The sequence below is a fragment of the Ameyamaea chiangmaiensis genome (genome assembly GCF_013376175.1).
GTDB lineage: Bacteria > Pseudomonadota > Alphaproteobacteria > Acetobacterales > Acetobacteraceae > Ameyamaea > Ameyamaea chiangmaiensis.
This window is the reverse complement of record NZ_JABXXR010000058.1, coordinates 1-16,900: the sequence shown is the minus strand read 5'-3', so window position 1 is coordinate 16,900 and position 16,900 is coordinate 1. Positions and strand designations below refer to the sequence as shown.

Genomic DNA, 16,900 nt, shown 5'->3' with positions numbered 1-16,900 from the left:
CACCGGATTCGCGCGTGCAGGTGACCGTGGCCGCCCGCACGCGGACGGGCGGTCCGGGCGCGCGGTCGACCGTTGTCCTGCGGCGTGCGTCAGTGCCCCCCGAGACGGTGTATGCGTTCTCCAGCGGCTCGGTCGTGATCCTGCGCATCACGTCGTTTTCCGCCGATACGGCGCAGGAGATGAGCCAGTATCTGGATCAGGCGACGCAGGACCAGAAGCTGACCGGCCTGATTTTCGATCTCCGCGGCAATCGGGGCGGTGTGCTGCAACAGGCGGTGACGACCGCCGCATTGGTGATGGACAACGGCGTGACCGCCATCACGCGCGGACGCTATCCCACGGCCAACCGGGTCTGGGCGGTGCAGGGCGGCGACATGACGCGTGGCGTGCCGATCGTCATTCTGGTCGACGGCCGCACGGCCAGCGCGGCCGAGATCCTGGCCGCCGCGCTGTCGGACCACCGGCGCGCGGTGGTGGTCGGCAGTGCCACGCTGGGCAAGGGACTGGTCCAGACCTTTGCCCAGATGCCGGACGGGGGCGAACTGTTCGTCACCTGGAGCCGCGTTCTGGCGCCTCTGGGCTGGCCTCTGCAGGGGCTGGGGGTCATGCCGCAGGTGTGCACCAGCCGGGGCGAAGCCGCCGTGACCGACCAGTTGCAGTCTCTGGCCGACGGTCAACCCGTCAACCGCGACGCGGTGGCGGCGGCGCGGGCGGCGCGCTTTCCGCTGCCCGTGTCGCGTATCCTCGATATCCGCAAGGCGTGTCCGGCGGCCGTCGGCACGGACGGCGACCTGGACGTGGCGCGGACGATTCTGGACAACCCGGCGGAGTACAAGACCCTGCAGGGAGTCATTCCCGACCCCTCGGTCCTCAGCGGCACGGCGGAATAAGAGGTACGCAGATGACCGAGGTGCGACTGAAAACGGGGCTCTGGGCCCGTGCCGTCCTGCGGCAGGCCGTGGGGCAGGGGTGGTCGGCGATGGTGCTGCGACGCGGTGACGAGGATGCCGGCGGCGTGCTCGTGGTCCTGATGGCCGGGCGCGACGCGTTGTCGGTGCTGTCCCAGACGCGCACGGCCGATGGCGACCCGGCATGGCTGCGGGCGACGGGCCCGGACCCGGTGGATCAGGCCACCGTGGATGCTTATGTCGCCCGGCAGCTGTCGCGTGACCCCGACCTGTGGGTGCTCGAATTCGAGGTGCCGACCCTGCATCCCCCGTTCGAGGCAAACGTGCTGCCGTCGTGACGGGGCGATCTGTGGCCGATATGTCACGGCGCGGGATCTTGGCGGCGGCGCACGCAACGTGGCCCCCGGTGCCGCGTTTGGCGTGTCGCCCGCTACCGGCCGCCATGGACGGCAGCCGGGGGCGTCGCGGGGTGCCGGCATCGGGCGGATTGCGTCCGGGACGTGTTTGAGCGAATAAGATGGGCGGCCACATTTCTATGGTCCCGTCGCAGTGTGTCGCGCCCCGGCTGATCGGTGGCCGGGGAAGGGAGAGAGTTGGATGAAGATGCGCTTGGCACAGGTGAGCCGTCGGGCCCTCAGGCGCGCGCTATACTCCGCTTCGATACTGACCGGTGCGGCCGTGTGCCCGGCAGTGGTCCATGCCCAGCCGGTGCAGGGGCTCTACATCGCGGGCGAAGGTGGCGCGAGTTTCAACCAGGCGCAGCGCGTGCGGTCGGGGGCGATGGTCCCCGGTGGTGGCCGTGATCACTACGACACCGGCGTGACGGGCATCGGCAGCCTTGGCTACGGTCTGGGCAACGGCTTCCGTGTCGAGGTCGAGGGCGATTATCGCAATAATGGCCTGCGTAAGTTCGGCACCAACGACTTCCGCAGTTCGGTCGGCGGCCGCCAGCAGACCTATGGCGTCATGGCCAATGCGCTGTTCGACATGGATATCGGCAAAAGCTGGCTGTTTCCCTATTTCGGGGCCGGCGTCGGCTATGCCTGGCAGGGCATGAACGCCCATGTCACACCGATGGGCGGCCAGATGCAGTCTATCGGCGGCACGTTCGGCAATTTCGCCTATCAGGGCATCTTCGGTCTTGCCTTTCCGGTTCCCTGGGTCGTCGGGCTGTCCGCGACGGCCGAATACCGGTTCTGGACGATGCTCGGCCCGCAGTCCCACACGGCGACCACGTATGGCGCCAGCAAGAGCGACGTGGTGGCGACCGGCAATCGCGACACGAACACCGATTTCAATCACTCCCTGATGCTGGGTCTGCGATACGAATTCAATCCAGCACCCCCGCCGCCGCCCGCCCCGGTGATGGCTGCCGTTCCGGCGCCGGTCGTCGCGCGAACCTATCTTGTGTTCTTCGACTGGGATTCGGCGGCTCTGAGCGACCGTGCACGCGCGATCGTGGCGCAGGCGGCGCAGGCCACGACCCACACCGAGGTGACCCGGATCGAGGTCAACGGCTATACCGACAACTCGGCGGCCCACCCAGGCATGCGGGGCGAGAAGTATAACATGGCGCTGTCGGTCCGGCGCGCAGACACGGTTCGGGCGGAACTGGTGCGTGATGGCGTCCCCGGCCCCTCCATTGCGGTGCAGGGCTTCGGCGAGGCGCATCCGTTGGTGGTGACGGCCGCCAACACGCGCGAGCCGCAGAACCGTCGCGTCGAGATCATTCTGAAATGATCGCGCAGGCCCGGGGCACCCTGACGGGCCCGGGCCAATGTTACTGCGATGTTTTTTCCCGCGCTTCGCTCACACAACATTAACCATTCGGCGTCACTCTCCACAGATCGAACGAGATCTGTGTGTAGAGTGACCGATGGCCGACAGTGAGGAGCCGGGCAGCCCAGCCGCCCCGAAGAAAAATCGCCGCCGCGTACTGATGCTGGTCGCTGTGGTGCTGCTCGGCGTTGTTGCGGGCGGTGGCACCTATGCCTGGAAGCGGTGGAAACCGGCGGGCGGTGGCCATCATTCGACGACCACCAGGATGGGGCCGCCGGTACTGGTGTCGATCCCCACGATCATCTCCAATCTCGACACCGGCGGTCAACGCGTTGAATTCGTCAAACTCAACGCGACGATCGAGGTCAACAGCCCCGACGACGCGCAGGCGGTCAACGATGCCATGCCGCGCATCCAGGACGCCTTCCAGACCTATCTGCACGCCGCCCGCGCCGACGAATTGCAGGGGGCGGGTCTTTATCGCCTGAAGGAGGCGTTGTTCGGTCGGCTGAACGTGCTGATGGCGCCAGTGCCCCTGCGCAACCTCTATTTCGTGCAGTTGCTGGTCCAGTGAGTGGCGAGACACCCACGGAACGCAAGGACGACGCAGCGGCGATCGATGCGCTGCAGTCCGAGCCGATGGACCGTATCCTCAATCAGGACGAGATCGACAGCCTGCTGGGCACCCATGATTTCCCCCTGGCGGATTACCAGCACTCCGGTATGGAAAAAATCATCGGCGCGGGCTTCGTCTCTCACGAACGTCTACCGATGCTGGAGATCGTCTTCGACCGGTGGCTTCGCATGCTCACGACGTCGTTGAGAAACTTTACCAACGACAACGTGGAAATGACGACCGACGGCATGCGGTCCCTTCGATTTTCCGAGTATGTGAATTCGGTCGAACCGACGGCGGTCTTCGCGGTCTTCAAGGCCGAGGAGTGGGAAAACTACGGCCTGATGGTGGTCGATCCGGCTTTGGTCTATACGATTGTGGATGTCCTGATGGGCGGTCAGCGGGGTTCGACCGCGGCGTCCCACAGTCATGCGCGGCCTTTCACGATGATCGAACGTGGGCTTGTGGAGCGTCTGGTAAAGCTGGCGCTTGCGGATTTCTCCGCAAGTTTTGGTCCGATCTGCGCGGTCAATTTTCGTTTTGAACGTCTCGAGGTTAACGCCCGTTTTGCCGCGATTTCCCGCGGGTCGAACGCGGCGGTGCTGACCCGGATGCACGTCGATATGGACGGTCGCGGCGGCGATATCGATCTGCTGCTGCCCTATGCGACGCTGGAACCTGTCCGCGATCTGCTGTTGCAGCAGTTCATGGGCGAAAAGTTCGGTCAGGACTCGATCTGGGAGACTCATCTGGCCCGCGAATTATGGAATACACAGGTCGAGCTGGAAGTCGTTCTGGACGAACAGACCTTGCCACTGGTGGATCTGATGCAGCTCAAACCCGGCCAGAAGATCGCCCTGCGACAGGGCGTCGACGCCGTCGTTCATCTCCGATGTGGCAGCAAGCGGCTGTTTACAGGCCGGGTGGGACGCCGCAAGGACCGCGTTGCGGTTCGCGTCGAGGACGACATGATCCGGAACACGGACGACGATACCGAGGTGCCGATGTTGAGAGCCTATTCCTGAGGGTAATGGAAAGATGGACGAATTTCAGGTCGGTCTGGAGATTTTCCTGTCGGTGCTGCTGACGGTCTCGATCACCTACAGCATGTATCTGGGCCGTTCGCTTGCGACGCTGCGTCGCGACCGGGCCGCGCTTGCCGACCTGATCGCCAGTCTTCAGGACAGCAGCCGTCAGGCGGAGGAGGGGATCGAACAACTGCATCGCAGTGGTGACAGCGTCGGGCGTCAACTGGGCAAACTGATCGATCAGGCCCGGCTTTTGCGGTCCGAGCTCGCAACGATGACGGAAAAAGGCGAAGCCGTCTCCGATCGCCTGGACCGTGCGCTGCGAGCGGGGAAATACCTCGCCGATGCCGTAGAGAATGGCAAGGAGCAGGCATCTCCTGCGGCGTATGAATGGCAGCCGCCTCCGTCGTCGGGAAAGCCGCGCAGTCTGGCCGAACGCGATCTTCTTCGCGCCCTGAAGATGAAGTGATCCGATGAAACTTCTGTCCCTGTCGCGCCTGTTTTCGATGGTCGCCGTCACGATGTCGGTCCTGCTCGCGATCAAGTTGTGCGTTTTGACGGACTATTTCCTCGGGGGTACCGAAAGTCCGGTTGTTCAACGTGTTCTCGCCTCGCCCGCCTATGCGAGCGGAGCGTCCGTCACGACGGCGGCGCCAACCCCGGCTGCCCCGTCCGCCGTGCCAGGGGAGCCGGCGACCACTCCGACGCCGCCCGCTGACCCGGAACAACTCGCCCTGCTGCAGTCGCTGTCCGCGCGGCAGAAGCAACTCGATGTCCTGGAAAGCACGCTCCTTGAAAAGCAAAGGGTCGTAGACGCGTCCGAGACCGCCCTCGCGCAGAAAATGGCCGTCTACGAAAAGATCGTCGGCGACTATCGCGCGCGCGATCAGGCACGGCAGGACATGAGTACGGCCGACCTCGACCGGCTGGTGCGCATCTATGAAAACATGAGTCCCCGTGATGCCGCCACGATCTTTGACGTGCTTGATATGCATGTGATGGTGCGGGTTCTTGACCGCATGAACCCACGCAAAGCGTCCGCCATCATGGGCGGCATGACGCCCGAGCGCGTGAACCTCGCCACCCAGCTGCTCGCCGGGATGCACGACACTGGCGTGCGTCTGACGCCGGTGTTCGTGCGCTGATGATGTGCCGTCGATTCCGAGGCGGACGGCATCTGACGACGGCCGTCGGGCTTGTCGCGTGTTTTGCCGTGCAGGCGCGTGCCGGTTCCCTGCGGCATGTGGAGGCGACCCCGGTGCCGGGGGGCGGTCTCGCCTTAGCGATTGACGCGCCCGTGACCGTTCAACAACAGGGGCAGACGGTCACGCTGAGCACGTCGGGCGATATGCTGCCGTTTCGTCTGCCGCTGTCGCAGGACGCGCGTCTGATCGGATTTTTCCATGGTGGAGTCGCGATCGCGTTTCCGGGACATGCGGGCCTCACGGTCACGCAGGGGGCGGGCCGTGTCGTGATCCGTCCGGGTCCGATCGGTGATACTGCCGTGCCAGCTCCGGCGGACAGTGCCGCGCGCCTGCTGTCGGCCGGTGCGCTGCCGACCGGCTGGAGCGCCCGCGTCGATACCCCCCCGACGCTGAGCCCGAACGTGGCGGCCCCCGCGTTGGCCATACCGGACGATCGTCTTTCCGCGCGCGACGGGGTCCCGGACGTGCCGTCCGCACAATCGGCCTCGCGTCGGATCTTTCTTCCGCTTGGTGACAAGACCGGAATCGCGTTCTTCCGGTCCGGAGACCAGTACCTGCTGCTGGCCGACGGCGAACATGCGATGGACGCGAGTGCCATATCTCCTGGAAGCCCGTTTTCTGGTCTCGATGTTTCCGTTCGAGATGGGCTGACGCGCTTGTCGTTCCCTGCGGTCGGTCGCGACGTCCCGGGAGTACGACCGTGCCCGGGCGGCTGGATTCTTGACGCAGATAGCGGCGATGGGCCGTCCGCACCCTTCGAGATGACGGCCGAAAACGGTGGGATGCTGTTTTCCGCACCGGACCCGGTGCGTACGTTGCGGATCGCCGACCCGGTGACCGGGCGGGCGTTGCTGGTGGGTCTTGTCAGTGGCTCGGCCGGGTATGTGGGCGCGGGTCTCGGTCGTGTCGGCTACTCTGTGCGGCCTTCGCGCGCCGGACTGGTGATCGAGGCTCTGTCCGATCGTCTCGAACTGCGCATGGCCAAGACTGGATTTTTTCTCGATGCGCTGGGCGCGCCATTGATGTTGGCACACGGCGCGCAAGCAGGCTCCGCTCCCGCTGGCACGGCCGGCGACGTGTCGCCCCTTCTGCATCTTGCGGCCCTGCCGGCGCTGTCGGTGCAGGAGATGCGTCGTCGCGCATGGCAGGAAGCTGCTATAGCGGCCCCTGCCGATCGCAGTACACCGCGGCTGCGGGCTGCCCGTCTGTCTGTGGCACTGAATGACGCGCCAACGGCACGGGACATCACCGATACGCTGATACGCGATCAGCCCGATGCCGGCGCGGACGCGTCGGTTCGGTTCCTCAAGGCTGCAACCGTGGTGCTCGCACACCGGGTGGACGAGCAAGAGGACGCCATGCGTACGTTGGACGATCCGGACCTCGGGAACACGCCGGAAGCGCTTTTGTGGCGCGGTCTGGCCATGGGGCGGCAGCGCGAGCGTCAGACGGATGCTGCCCTGCTGATCGACGGTGGCTTTCCGGCGTTCCAGGCCTACCCCGCGCCCTTACGTGCCGCGCTTGCGCCCGACATCGCGGAGATACTGGGACGATCGGCACCGCCCGATCGCGCGGGCGCGCGCCTTGCGGACCCCGCGCTCGCGCCCCGCGATTTCGGAGAGGCCCTTCTGGCGTCCCGTACCGGCCACGAGGGAACGGCCCTGGCGACGTTCGATCGTCTCGCGAAAGGCGCTGATCTGGTTGCAGCCGCAAAGGCCCGCTTCGAATCGATCGCGCTGCGGAGGCACCTGGGACGACTGGACGCGACGGGCGCGGGCCGCGCGATGGACGCATTGGTGCCCGATGCGCGCCTCGCCGGGATCGAGCCGGAGGTGCGTGCCGCGGGCGCGGATGCCTGGATGGCCGCCGGGCGTTGGCAGGATGCGCTGTCGACTCTGGACGGGCTCGACGCGGATGAGCGCCCACGGTCGGGCGCGTGGTCCGATCGCCTCGTGACGATCCTCAACGGCCTTGCGGCGTTGCCCGACAAGCCCGGCCCGGAGACGCCGTCTGCCATCACCGTTGCGACCCTGATCGAGCATCATGTCTCGCAGGTGGCGGACCCCCTTGCACAGGCAAGGCTGCGCGTCGCGTTGGCCGACCGGTTCGCCCGGCTCGATCTGTGGAGCCGGGCTGCGGATGACCTCGCGGTGCTGTGGGCGGATCCGGCGGCATCATCCTTGCGTCCAGACGTCGGTGTTCGTTTCGCGAGGGCGATGCTGGAACTGGGCCGTCCGGACCAGGCGGTGACGATCACCCAGGCCTTGCGCGACGACCCTTCGGCCATGGGACGCCCTGATCTTGAAAGCGCTGTCAGTGTCCTGGCGGCGCGGGCGGCGATCGCACAGGGCCGTGATGACGACGCGATTGCCCTTCTGAACGGCGTGTCGACGGACGAGGCGCTGGGACTGCGTGCCGACACGCTTGAGCGCCGCCAGAACTGGGCCGAGGCGGTCCGGACCCTCGCGGCGCTCGTGGCTGCGCGCGTGCCCGCTGACGGTTCGTTGGACGACGCGCAGCAGGCCTTGGTCGTCCGGCTTGCGGCCGATGCGTCGCGGGCGGGGGATCATGCCCGACTGGACGAACTGGCGCGGCGCTATGACGCACGCATCACAAACCCGCGCCAGAGTGCCGTGTTCCGTCTGCTCAGCGCCGCCATGCCGTCGCTGCCGGCGGGTACCCGCGTGGCGGCGTTACCCGCCGATAAAAGACCGTTTGATTAAAAAAATGCGTGTGGGACAGAAAGCGCTTGCGCGAACAAGGGTGTGGCCTTATCAAGCGCCGTCTTGGCCCAAGGGGGCGCTTTTGCCCAACAGGCTGTCTACTGGTTTGGGGGTACGTGATGAACGCACTTGCTCGACTGGGGATGGTATCGGAACTCCCGAGAGATATCCAGAATTCGTCAACACCTGCCGTCTCTGACGAGGAGCGGAAGGATTACTTCATCGAGCGTGACGGCATGAGATTTGCCGGGACTCATCTGCTTGTGGATCTGTGGGATGCCACAAATCTGGATGATCCGGCGAAGATCGACAGCACGCTGTGCGAAGCTGCCGTAACGGCAGGTGCAACGATCCTGCACAGCCATTTCCACCACTTCACGCCTAATGGCGGCGTGTCGGGCGTGGTGGTGCTGGCGGAAAGTCATATTTCGATCCACACCTGGCCGGAACGCAATTATGCGGCAGTCGACATCTTCATGTGCGGGTGCTGCGACCCACACCTGTCGATCCCGGTGATGCAGCGTCTGTTCCAGGCCGGCCGCATCGAAGTGGACGAGCAGCGGCGCGGCCGCGTCGTCTGACACGGCGACATGCCGTCGCTCCCGGGTGGCGGTATTGTCCGTGCGAAGAAGGGCCGGGTCTCGATCCGGCCCGTTTTGTTTTGATCAGCACCAAAATCTGGAGTGACCGGGATGTCCGACGCCTGGATCAATGAATCCCTCTACGAAGCCTGGGGACAGCGTTTCCGCGTCAAGCGCGAACTTGCGCGCGTGAAGAGCGAATTTCAGGATATCGTGGTCTTCGAGAGCGAGACGCACGGCAAGGTTCTGGTGCTCGACGGCGTTATCCAGATCACCGAAGGCGACGAGTTCGTCTATCAGGAGATGCTGGCGCACGTCCCGTTGATGGCGCATGGCGCGGCGAAGAACGTGCTGATCATCGGCGCGGGCGACGGCGGTGTGCTGCGCCGCGTGCTGCAACACCGTACCGTCGAACGGGCGGTCATGGTCGAGATCGACGGCGCTGTGATCGAACTGTCCAAGCAGCATCTGCCCGGCATCGCCGGCGATTCCTGGACCGATCCGCGTGCGGACGTGATTGTGGGCGACGGTATCGAGTATGTGCGCACCGCGCCGGACGCGTCCTTCGATGCGATCATCGTCGACAGCACGGATCCGATCGGTGTGGGCGAAATCCTGTTTACCGATGCGTTCTACGAAAATTGCGCCCGGATCCTTACGCCCAACGGGCTGATCGTCAACCAGTGTGGTGTGCCGTTCATGCAGGCCGACGAACTGCATGACACCAGCCTGCGTCGCGCCAAATTCTTCCCGCATGTTTCGGCATATGTCGCTGCCGTGCCGACCTATGTGGGTGGTTTCATGACCCTCGGCGTCGCGGCCAAGGGTACGTCGCGCGAGACGCACTCGGTCGAGACCATCCGTGCGCGGGCCGAGGCCGCCGGCATCCTGGGCACGACAGGCTACTGGACGCCGGAAATCCACGTCGGCTCGTTCAATCTGCCACCCTATATCGCGCGTCACCTTCCGTGACGGGTCTCCCGGGCGCGACCATCGCGCCCGGGGCTGAGCGGTTCAGGCGCCCGAGGTGCGGCGTGCCAGAAAACGCACGCTCTTTTCCACGACACCCAAGGTTTTGACGCCGGTCGCGAACCTGTCGAAGTGCGGGGTCTTGAGGTGCGTCTCGAAAGCTGCGCGGTCGGCATAGACCTCGTGCAGGACGACGACGTTTGCCTCGTCCTCCGGCGTCAGGACGTCGAAGGCGTGGCAGCCGTCCTCGTCGGCGACCGAGTGTTCGGCGTCAAACCGGCACAGGTCGAGAAACGGGCCATACTGGTCGGGCGGCACGTCAAATTCCGCGATCACGACGAAGGGATGGAGGCTCATGCTGTTTGTCCGTCCTGTTCAAGGGGTGGTCCTGACTATGGGACGCCGTCGTGTCCGCTCCAAGGGGCGCGTCGCACCTTGAACAGTAATTGACTTCGTTACGGCACCCTGTCTAAGAAAGGGCGTCGATACGGGAGAGACCGGCCATGTGCCGGCGCCGAAGGAGCAACCGCCCCGGAAACTCTCAGGCCAAAGGACCGGTCGGCAGAGAACTTCTGGAAAGAGGCATATGCCTTGGCATGTGCCCGCCGACGGGATAACGATCTCAGGCAAATCGACAGAAGGGGCAGGTATTTCCACGGTATTTCGTGAGGTCCTGTCTTGATGCACGCCCCCGCTTTCCCCTTCGCCCTTTCCGGTTGCCGTCGATGACGGATACGCTGGCCCGCACGCCGCTGCACGCGCTGCATCTCGAACTGGGGGCCAAGATGGTCCCGTTCGCCGGGTATGACATGCCGGTCCAGTATCCGGAGGGCGTGATGGCCGAGCATCTTCATGCTCGCACCAAGGCTGGTCTGTTCGACGTGTCGCACATGGGTCAACTCGCCATACGGGCGAAAAGCGGCGTGACGCGCGACGCGGCGCTGGCACTTGAAACCCTTGTTCCGGCGGATATCGCCGCGCTGGGCGCCGGTCGACAGCGCTATGCCCTGCTGATGAATGATGCGGGCGGCATTCGTGACGACCTGATGGTCGCCAACATGGGCGACTGGTTGCTGGTCGTGGTCAACGCTGCCTGCAAGGATGCCGACGCCGCGCATATCGAGTCGTCACTGGCCGATACCTGCACGGTCGAGCGCCTTGATGACCGGGCGTTGCTGGCCCTGCAGGGCCCGGCGTCCGAGGTGGCTCTGGCGACGCTGGCGCCTGCCGTGTCCGCGATGCGGTTCATGGACGTGATCGCGACCGAGGTTGCGGGTGTTCCCTGCATCGTGTCGCGTTCGGGTTACACCGGCGAAGACGGGTTCGAGATCGGTATGCCTGCGGAGCGAGCCGACCACGTTGCTCGCGCCATCCTGGCATTGCCCGATGTCCGGCCGATCGGCCTTGGTGCGCGTGACAGTTTGCGGCTCGAGGCCGGGCTGTGTCTTTATGGTTCGGACATCGACACCACGACCACGCCGGTCGAGGCCGCGCTTGAGTGGTCGATGCAGAAAAGCCGAAAAGCCGGGGGCGCCCGTGAGGGGGGGTATCCGGGGGCCGACGTGGTGCTGGGGCAGCTTGCCAATGGGGCGCCGCGCCGCCGCGTCGGCCTGCGGGCCGAAGGGCGGGCGCCCGTGCGAGGGGGCGCCGCACTGTTCGCCGATGCGCAGGGTGCGCGCCAGATCGGCGTTGTGACGTCGGGCGCTTTCGGCCCGACGGTCGGGGCACCGGTGGCCATGGGTTATGTCGACACGGCTCTGGCCCAGCCGGGAACGTCCGTGTTTGCCGAGTTGCGGGGCCGTTTCGTGCCAATGCAGGTCGCCGCGATGCCGTTCGTGACACCCGGCTTCAAGCGCTGAGTTCGATCAGTTTTCCAAAACGTCTTTTTCCTGAACAGGGTAGACCATCAATGAGCACGATCTATTTCACCAAGGATCACGAGTGGCTTCGTCTTGACGGCGATGTCGCGACCGTCGGCATCACGCGCCACGCGGCCGACGAACTCGGCGAACTGGTGTTCGTCGAGGCGAAGGACGAAGGCACGGAGGTTGCACAGGGCGACGCCGCTGGGGTGGTCGAGTCCGTCAAGGCGGCCTCGGACATCTATGCACCGGTCTCCGGCACAGTGACGGGCTTCAACGGCCGCCTGAGCGACGAGCCGACGCTGGTCGGCGAGGATCCGGAGGGTGAAGGCTGGATCTTCACACTGCGTCTGAGCGATGCCGCCCAGCTCGACGCGTTGCTGGACGAAGCTGCCTACAAGGCCCTTCTGGGCTGATCCACCCGCCCCCGTTCGCCTGTTCCTGACTTCCTTCGTGCCGGAGTAACCCCCGCGTGAGCCGTTCTTCCCTGTGGTCCGGGTGCACCCCCGACGCCGACGCTTTCAGCACGCGCCATATCGGTCCCCGTCCCGCCGAGATCGAGGCGATGCTGCGCACGGTCGGGGCCGAATCGCTCGACGCGCTGATGGCGCAGACCGTGCCGTCCGCGATCCGCGATGAGGGCCCGATGGGTCTGGGCGACGCCATGACCGAGACGCAGGCGCTGGCCTATCTGAAGGCCATGGCGGACGAAAACCGCGTCATGACGTCGATGATCGGTCAGGGGTATTACGGCACGGTCCTGCCGCCGGTGATCCTGCGCAACATCCTGGAAAATCCGGCGTGGTACACGGCGTATACGCCGTACCAGCCTGAGATCAGCCAGGGCCGGCTGGAGGCGCTGCTGAACTTCCAGACGCTGGTCGCCGATCTGACCGGGCTGGACATCGCCAATGCCTCGCTTCTGGATGAGGCAACGGCCGGGGCGGAAGCGATGGCGCTGGCGCAGCGCGTGGCGAAGTCCAAGGCTACCCGGTTCTTCGTCGACGAGGACTGCCATCCGCAGACGATCAGCGTTCTGCGCACGCGTGCCGAGCCGCTGGGCTGGGAACTGGTGATCGGGCCGGTCGAGGCGCTGGAGCCCGGGACCGTGTTCGGCGCGCTGTTCCAGTATCCCGGCAGTTCGGGTCAGGTGCGCGACCTGCGTCAGCCGATTGCGGCCCTGCACGCCGCCGGTGCGGTGGCGGCGGTCGCGGCCGATCCGCTGGCGCTTGCCCTGTTGGCGTCGCCGGGGGAACTCGGGGCGGACATCGCCGTGGGGTCGATGCAGCGTTTCGGCGTGCCGATGGGTTTCGGCGGCCCGCATGCGGCCTACATGGCGGTGCGCGATGGTTTCAAGCGCCACATGCCCGGTCGTCTGGTCGGTGTGTCGGTCGACAGCCGCGGGCAGGCCGCCTATCGCCTCGCGCTGCAGACGCGCGAGCAGCATATCCGCCGCGAAAAGGCGACGTCGAACATCTGCACCGCGCAGGTGCTGCTGGCTGTGATGGCCTCGATGTACGCCCTGTATCATGGGCCGGACGGGCTGCGTGCGATCGCCGCGCGTGTGCACCGTCTGGCTTCGGTGCTGACCGCCGGACTGAACTGGCTGGCGGTAAAGGTTGAAACGACGGCGCTGTTCGACACGGTGACGGTCGAGGCCGGCGAGTCCGCGCCTCTGGTGCTGGCGCGCGCGCGCGATGCGGGCATCAATCTGCGCGACGCCGGGAATGGCCGGATCGGCATCAGTTGCGACGAGACGACGACGCCTGAGACGATCGAGGCCCTGTGGGCGTGCTTCACGCCGGACCACGAGCGTCTGCGCCTGTTGACGGAGCGTCTGGACGCGGCCGATCGCCTGCCCGCCGAACTGCGTCGCCAGGCACCACTTCTGGCCCATCCGATCTTCAGCGCGCATGGCTCGGAGACGGACCTGCTGCGCTATATGCGGCGTCTGGCGGACAAGGATCTGGCGCTGGACCGCACCATGATCCCCCTTGGGTCGTGCACCATGAAGCTGAATGCCACGGCGGAGATGATCCCGATCACGTGGCCGGGCTTCTCGGACATGCACCCGTTTGCGCCAGCCGAGCAGACACGCGGTTATGCCCGTCTGTTCGACGATCTGTCGCGCCGCCTGTGCCAGGTCAGCGGGTATGACGCCGTGTCGCTGCAGCCCAACTCCGGCGCGCAGGGCGAGTATGCCGGGCTTCTGGCCATCCGCGGTTATCACGCCGCGCGTGGCGAGGGTGCGCGCGACGTCTGCCTGATTCCGGCCTCCGCGCATGGTACGAACCCGGCTTCGGCCCAGATGGTGGGCATGCGCGTGGTCGTGGTCGCGTGCGACGCGCAGGGCAACGTCGATATCGCCGATCTGAAACGCCGAATCGAAGAGCACGCCGAGCGTCTGGCGGCGATCATGATCACCTACCCCTCGACCCATGGCGTGTTCGAGGAAGCCGTGGTCGAGATCTGTGCCCTGGTGCATGCGGCGGGCGGTCAGGTCTATCTCGATGGCGCGAACATGAACGCCCAGGTTGGGCTGTCGCGCCCTGGCGCGTATGGCGCGGATGTCAGCCATTTCAACCTGCACAAGACGTTCTGCATTCCCCATGGTGGCGGCGGTCCCGGCATGGGGCCGATCGGCGTGCGCGCCCATCTGGCGCCGTATCTGCCCGGACGCCCCGAGGCCAACGGTCGGGACGCCGTGTCTGCCGCGCCATTTGGTTCGGCGTCGATCCTGCCGATCTCGCTGGCCTATATGCTGATGATGGGCGACGCGGGCCTGAAGCGGGCAACCGAAGTGGCGATCCTGAACTCCAACTATATCGCGGCCCGGCTCGAGGGTGCGTATGAGGTGCTGTATCGCGGCAGCAAGGGACGCGTGGCGCATGAATGCATCGTCGATCTGCGTCCGCTGAAAGCCAGCGCGGGTGTCACGGTGGACGACATCGCCAAGCGCCTGATCGATTTCGGGTTCCATGCGCCGACCGTCAGCTTCCCGGTCGCGGGGACCTTCATGATCGAGCCCACGGAGTCGGAGAACATGGTCGAACTCGACCGGTTCTGTGACGCGATGCTGGCGATTCGCGCGGAAATCACCGCGATCGAGGAGGGACACCTCAGCGTCGAGCAGTCGCCGTTGCGCCACGCCCCTCACACTACGCGGGATCTGGCGGAAACCGGCTGGGACCGCGCCTATACGCGCGAACAAGGCTGTTTTCCGCGCGGCGTGGGTCACGGCGACAAGTATTTTCCGGCGGTCAATCGTCTGGACAATGCGTTCGGCGACCGGAACCTCGTCTGTTCCTGCCCGGATATGTCGACCTACGCCTGATCGCACGGCGGGCCGGGGTGTCCGTCCCGGACCGCCCGGCGCACGGCGGCAGTCCCGTCTGACAGGGAGCGGTGGTGAGGCGTCATTTGCGTCCGACGCGGTCGTCGGGGCAATGTGATGGGTCGGCCACGCATCTCTGGCTGGACGATGCCCGTTCAGGGTAGGCTGGGTGCGAGAACAACAGGGGAGGCGGCTCACGTGGTTGAGGACGGGCTGCAGCATAAAGTTGACGCGGCGCTTGGCAGCCACGAGACGCTGGGCGAGCGCATACGCGCACTGCGCAAGCTGGCGGGCCTGACGCAGGAAGACGTCTCGCGCGCGATGGGGCTGTCGCGCAGCGCGGTCGCGCACTGGGAGACCGATCGCGAGGGAAGTGTCCGGCAGCATCTCCCGCGACTCGCCGAACTGCTCGGGGTGCCGGTGGAGGCTTTCCTGAACGGCATGGCGGTGGAGAACGTCCAGGTCGAACTGACGATAGACGAAGTCGACGTGCTGCGACTGTACCGCGAACTCAACGTGGTGGAACGGCTGTCGGTCCAGCGCACGATCGCGCGCCTGCTACGGCGGCGCGACCGGACCGAGACTATCGACTGATGGTGTTTCTCTTTGCCGTGTTCGGCGTTCTGCTGGTGGTGCTCGCGGTTTTCGCGGCCTTCGGGGCGATCCGCGATCTGGTCACCGGACGTAACAGCGCCGCGACCATCGAGGAGAATATCGAGCGCGATGAGGAAGAACTCTGAACCGTCGGTCCTGTGGCGTTGATCCCGTGACCGGCGCGCCCGACGGCCCGCCCCCGGCGGGAGAATCCCTCTCGCGCACCGTCGTGCAGCCGGACAAGCGCGCGCTGCTCAATCGCGTGCGCCGGATCGAGGGACAGGTCGCGGGCCTTGCCGCCATGCTGGACAATGACCGCTACTGCCTCGATATCCTGACGCAGGTGTCGGCGGTGAAGTCGGCCCTTGACGGCCTTGCCGTCCAGCTTCTGGCCAATCATGCTGACGGGTGCCTGCGCCGCGCGATCGGCGCGTCGGAGGCGGACGGGGATGCGGCCATCGCCGAGGTGATGGAGGTGATCCGCAGGATGATCCGATAGGCCAACCGTGTTCGCAAAGGAACCATAGCCATGCAGACAGCATTTTTCACCGTTGAGGGCATGACCTGTGACGGGTGTTCGAGCGGCCTTCAGAAGGCTCTGTCGGCCCTCGACGGTGTCGTGTCGGCCACGGTCGACCGCGCGGCCGCGCGTGCCAGCGTCGACTATGATCCGGGCCGCGTGTCGCCGTCGTCCCTGCGCGCCGCCATCGAGGACGCGGGCTTCGACGTTCCCGCCTGATCGTGACGATCGCGGGGGCAGGCTAGGGCGTCGGGCCGGGCCGGTCGTGGAACCACACCAGCCCTGTCTCCTGACAGGCCAGTGCGTCGAGAACGTCGCTATGCCGCGGCAGGGTCAGGCGCCCCGCGCGTAACGTCGGGGGAGCCTCGGACGCGGGCGGCGCCGTGTGGCGCGGCCCGGTCGACGAGGGCGTCCGGGCCGGGTGGCAGAACGGGAAGACGGACACCATGAGCGTTCCTTCCGTCATCAGGAAACGGGTCGCCCCGTCCATCCGAGATAGTTCAGGCGTGCAGGCGATGGCCCGCAAGCTCATCGGGTTGAGGCCACAGCACGTGGGTCGTGCCCATGTCGAGGTCATGCCACCGCACGAGGGCCGACAGACTGGCGGCCGCGCGTCGTGTCTCCTGGTCTGCCGGCACGCCGTCCGATGCGGCGGCGGTCAGCACCGCCCGCCAAGCCGTTCGAGCCGCGAGAGTTGCTGCTTCGGCTCAAGGCCCATTTGCGGCGGGCGGTGCCGGTGAATCCGACAACGACGCAACGTCCGATCCGATTGGGCAGTCTG

General features: G+C 65.9%; 20 protein-coding genes, 1 pseudogene and 2 riboswitches. Of the genes and pseudogenes, 18 read left to right on the top strand and 3 right to left on the bottom strand.

The features are described 5' to 3' along the window. From HUK82_RS08990 to speE, 10 genes are all read left to right on the top strand, one after another. Positions 1-890: S41 family peptidase (locus HUK82_RS08990; protein ID WP_256126956.1), on the top strand; the 890-nt coding region annotated here is incomplete at its 5' end. Positions 891-901: 11 nt separating this feature from the next. Next, positions 902-1,246, top strand: coding sequence for a DUF1491 family protein (locus HUK82_RS08985; RefSeq protein ID WP_176613652.1), 345 nt, complete (start codon positions 902-904; stop codon positions 1,244-1,246). Positions 1,247-1,505: 259 nt separating this feature from the next. Continuing rightward, the gene (locus HUK82_RS08980) at positions 1,506-2,648 is read left to right on the top strand and encodes an OmpA family protein (protein WP_176613651.1); all 1,143 of its coding nucleotides are present in this window, start codon (positions 1,506-1,508) and stop codon (positions 2,646-2,648) included. Positions 2,649-2,784: 136 nt separating this feature from the next. Further along, on the top strand, positions 2,785-3,261 hold the full coding sequence (locus HUK82_RS08975; RefSeq protein ID WP_176613650.1) for a flagellar basal body-associated FliL family protein: 477 nt from the start codon (positions 2,785-2,787) through the stop codon (positions 3,259-3,261). Beyond that, a complete protein-coding gene (gene fliM / locus HUK82_RS08970; RefSeq protein WP_176613649.1) occupies positions 3,258-4,328 on the top strand; it encodes a flagellar motor switch protein FliM in 1,071 nt (356 codons plus the stop codon). The genes HUK82_RS08975 and fliM overlap by 4 nt, the downstream gene beginning before the upstream one ends. 13 nt (positions 4,329-4,341) lie before the next feature. Continuing rightward, complete coding sequence (locus tag HUK82_RS08965) at positions 4,342-4,800, top strand: DUF6468 domain-containing protein (protein WP_176613648.1); 459 nt, start codon at positions 4,342-4,344, stop codon at positions 4,798-4,800. A gap of 4 nt (positions 4,801-4,804) precedes the next feature. Then, entirely contained in the window at positions 4,805-5,476 is a 672-nt protein-coding gene (locus HUK82_RS08960; RefSeq protein ID WP_176613647.1) for a MotE family protein, read from the top strand. Further along, positions 5,476-8,259, top strand: coding sequence for a hypothetical protein (locus HUK82_RS08955; RefSeq protein WP_176613646.1), 2,784 nt, complete (start codon positions 5,476-5,478; stop codon positions 8,257-8,259). The genes HUK82_RS08960 and HUK82_RS08955 overlap by 1 nt, the downstream gene beginning before the upstream one ends. A 119-nt stretch (positions 8,260-8,378) precedes the next feature. Further along, positions 8,379-8,840, top strand: coding sequence for an adenosylmethionine decarboxylase (speD, locus tag HUK82_RS08950; RefSeq protein WP_176613645.1), 462 nt, complete (start codon positions 8,379-8,381; stop codon positions 8,838-8,840). A gap of 111 nt (positions 8,841-8,951) precedes the next feature. After that, the gene (gene speE, locus HUK82_RS08945) at positions 8,952-9,812 is read left to right on the top strand and encodes a polyamine aminopropyltransferase (RefSeq protein WP_176613644.1); all 861 of its coding nucleotides are present in this window, start codon (positions 8,952-8,954) and stop codon (positions 9,810-9,812) included. A 42-nt stretch (positions 9,813-9,854) separates the two neighbouring features. Here the strand turns inward: speE and HUK82_RS08940 are convergent, their stop codons facing one another. Then, positions 9,855-10,166: a putative quinol monooxygenase gene (locus tag HUK82_RS08940; protein ID WP_176613643.1), complete on the bottom strand. Its 312-nt coding sequence runs from the start codon at positions 10,164-10,166 to the stop codon at positions 9,855-9,857. A 120-nt stretch (positions 10,167-10,286) separates the two neighbouring features. Next, positions 10,287-10,376, top strand: a riboswitch (glycine riboswitch). Then, positions 10,377-10,457: riboswitch (glycine riboswitch) on the top strand. 77 nt (positions 10,458-10,534) lie between these two features. Here HUK82_RS08940 and gcvT point away from each other — a divergent pair. From gcvT to HUK82_RS08905, 7 genes are all read left to right on the top strand, one after another. Continuing rightward, complete coding sequence (gcvT, locus tag HUK82_RS08935) at positions 10,535-11,668, top strand: glycine cleavage system aminomethyltransferase GcvT (protein WP_176613642.1); 1,134 nt, start codon at positions 10,535-10,537, stop codon at positions 11,666-11,668. Between the two features lie 50 nt (positions 11,669-11,718). Continuing rightward, entirely contained in the window at positions 11,719-12,087 is a 369-nt protein-coding gene (gene gcvH, locus HUK82_RS08930; protein WP_176613641.1) for a glycine cleavage system protein GcvH, read from the top strand. A gap of 56 nt (positions 12,088-12,143) precedes the next feature. Further along, positions 12,144-15,005, top strand: coding sequence for an aminomethyl-transferring glycine dehydrogenase (gcvP, locus tag HUK82_RS08925; RefSeq protein WP_176613640.1), 2,862 nt, complete (start codon positions 12,144-12,146; stop codon positions 15,003-15,005). A 198-nt stretch (positions 15,006-15,203) separates the two neighbouring features. After that, on the top strand, positions 15,204-15,599 hold the full coding sequence (locus HUK82_RS08920; RefSeq protein ID WP_264802182.1) for a helix-turn-helix domain-containing protein: 396 nt from the start codon (positions 15,204-15,206) through the stop codon (positions 15,597-15,599). Next, a complete protein-coding gene (locus HUK82_RS08915; RefSeq protein WP_176613638.1) occupies positions 15,599-15,745 on the top strand; it encodes a hypothetical protein in 147 nt (48 codons plus the stop codon). The genes HUK82_RS08920 and HUK82_RS08915 overlap by 1 nt, the downstream gene beginning before the upstream one ends. Positions 15,746-15,771: 26 nt before the next feature. Continuing rightward, positions 15,772-16,098 (top strand): metal-sensitive transcriptional regulator, encoded by a 327-nt coding sequence (locus HUK82_RS08910; RefSeq protein WP_176613637.1) that lies wholly within the window; start codon positions 15,772-15,774, stop codon positions 16,096-16,098. 30 nt (positions 16,099-16,128) lie between these two features. Next, positions 16,129-16,338 (top strand): heavy-metal-associated domain-containing protein, encoded by a 210-nt coding sequence (locus HUK82_RS08905; protein ID WP_176613636.1) that lies wholly within the window; start codon positions 16,129-16,131, stop codon positions 16,336-16,338. 22 nt (positions 16,339-16,360) lie between these two features. On the opposite strand, the gene HUK82_RS08900 is transcribed toward HUK82_RS08905, so the two are convergent. Both HUK82_RS08900 and HUK82_RS08895 read right to left on the bottom strand, forming a co-directional pair. Next, positions 16,361-16,609 (bottom strand): hypothetical protein, encoded by a 249-nt coding sequence (locus tag HUK82_RS08900; protein ID WP_176613635.1) that lies wholly within the window; start codon positions 16,607-16,609, stop codon positions 16,361-16,363. A gap of 10 nt (positions 16,610-16,619) precedes the next feature. Continuing rightward, on the bottom strand, positions 16,620-16,784 hold the full coding sequence (locus HUK82_RS08895; RefSeq protein WP_176613634.1) for a hypothetical protein: 165 nt from the start codon (positions 16,782-16,784) through the stop codon (positions 16,620-16,622). An 8-nt stretch (positions 16,785-16,792) separates the two neighbouring features. On the opposite strand from HUK82_RS08895, the pseudogene HUK82_RS17700 reads away from it, so the two are divergent. Next, positions 16,793-16,900, top strand: a pseudogene (locus HUK82_RS17700) (DNA-binding response regulator); the annotation flags it as partial.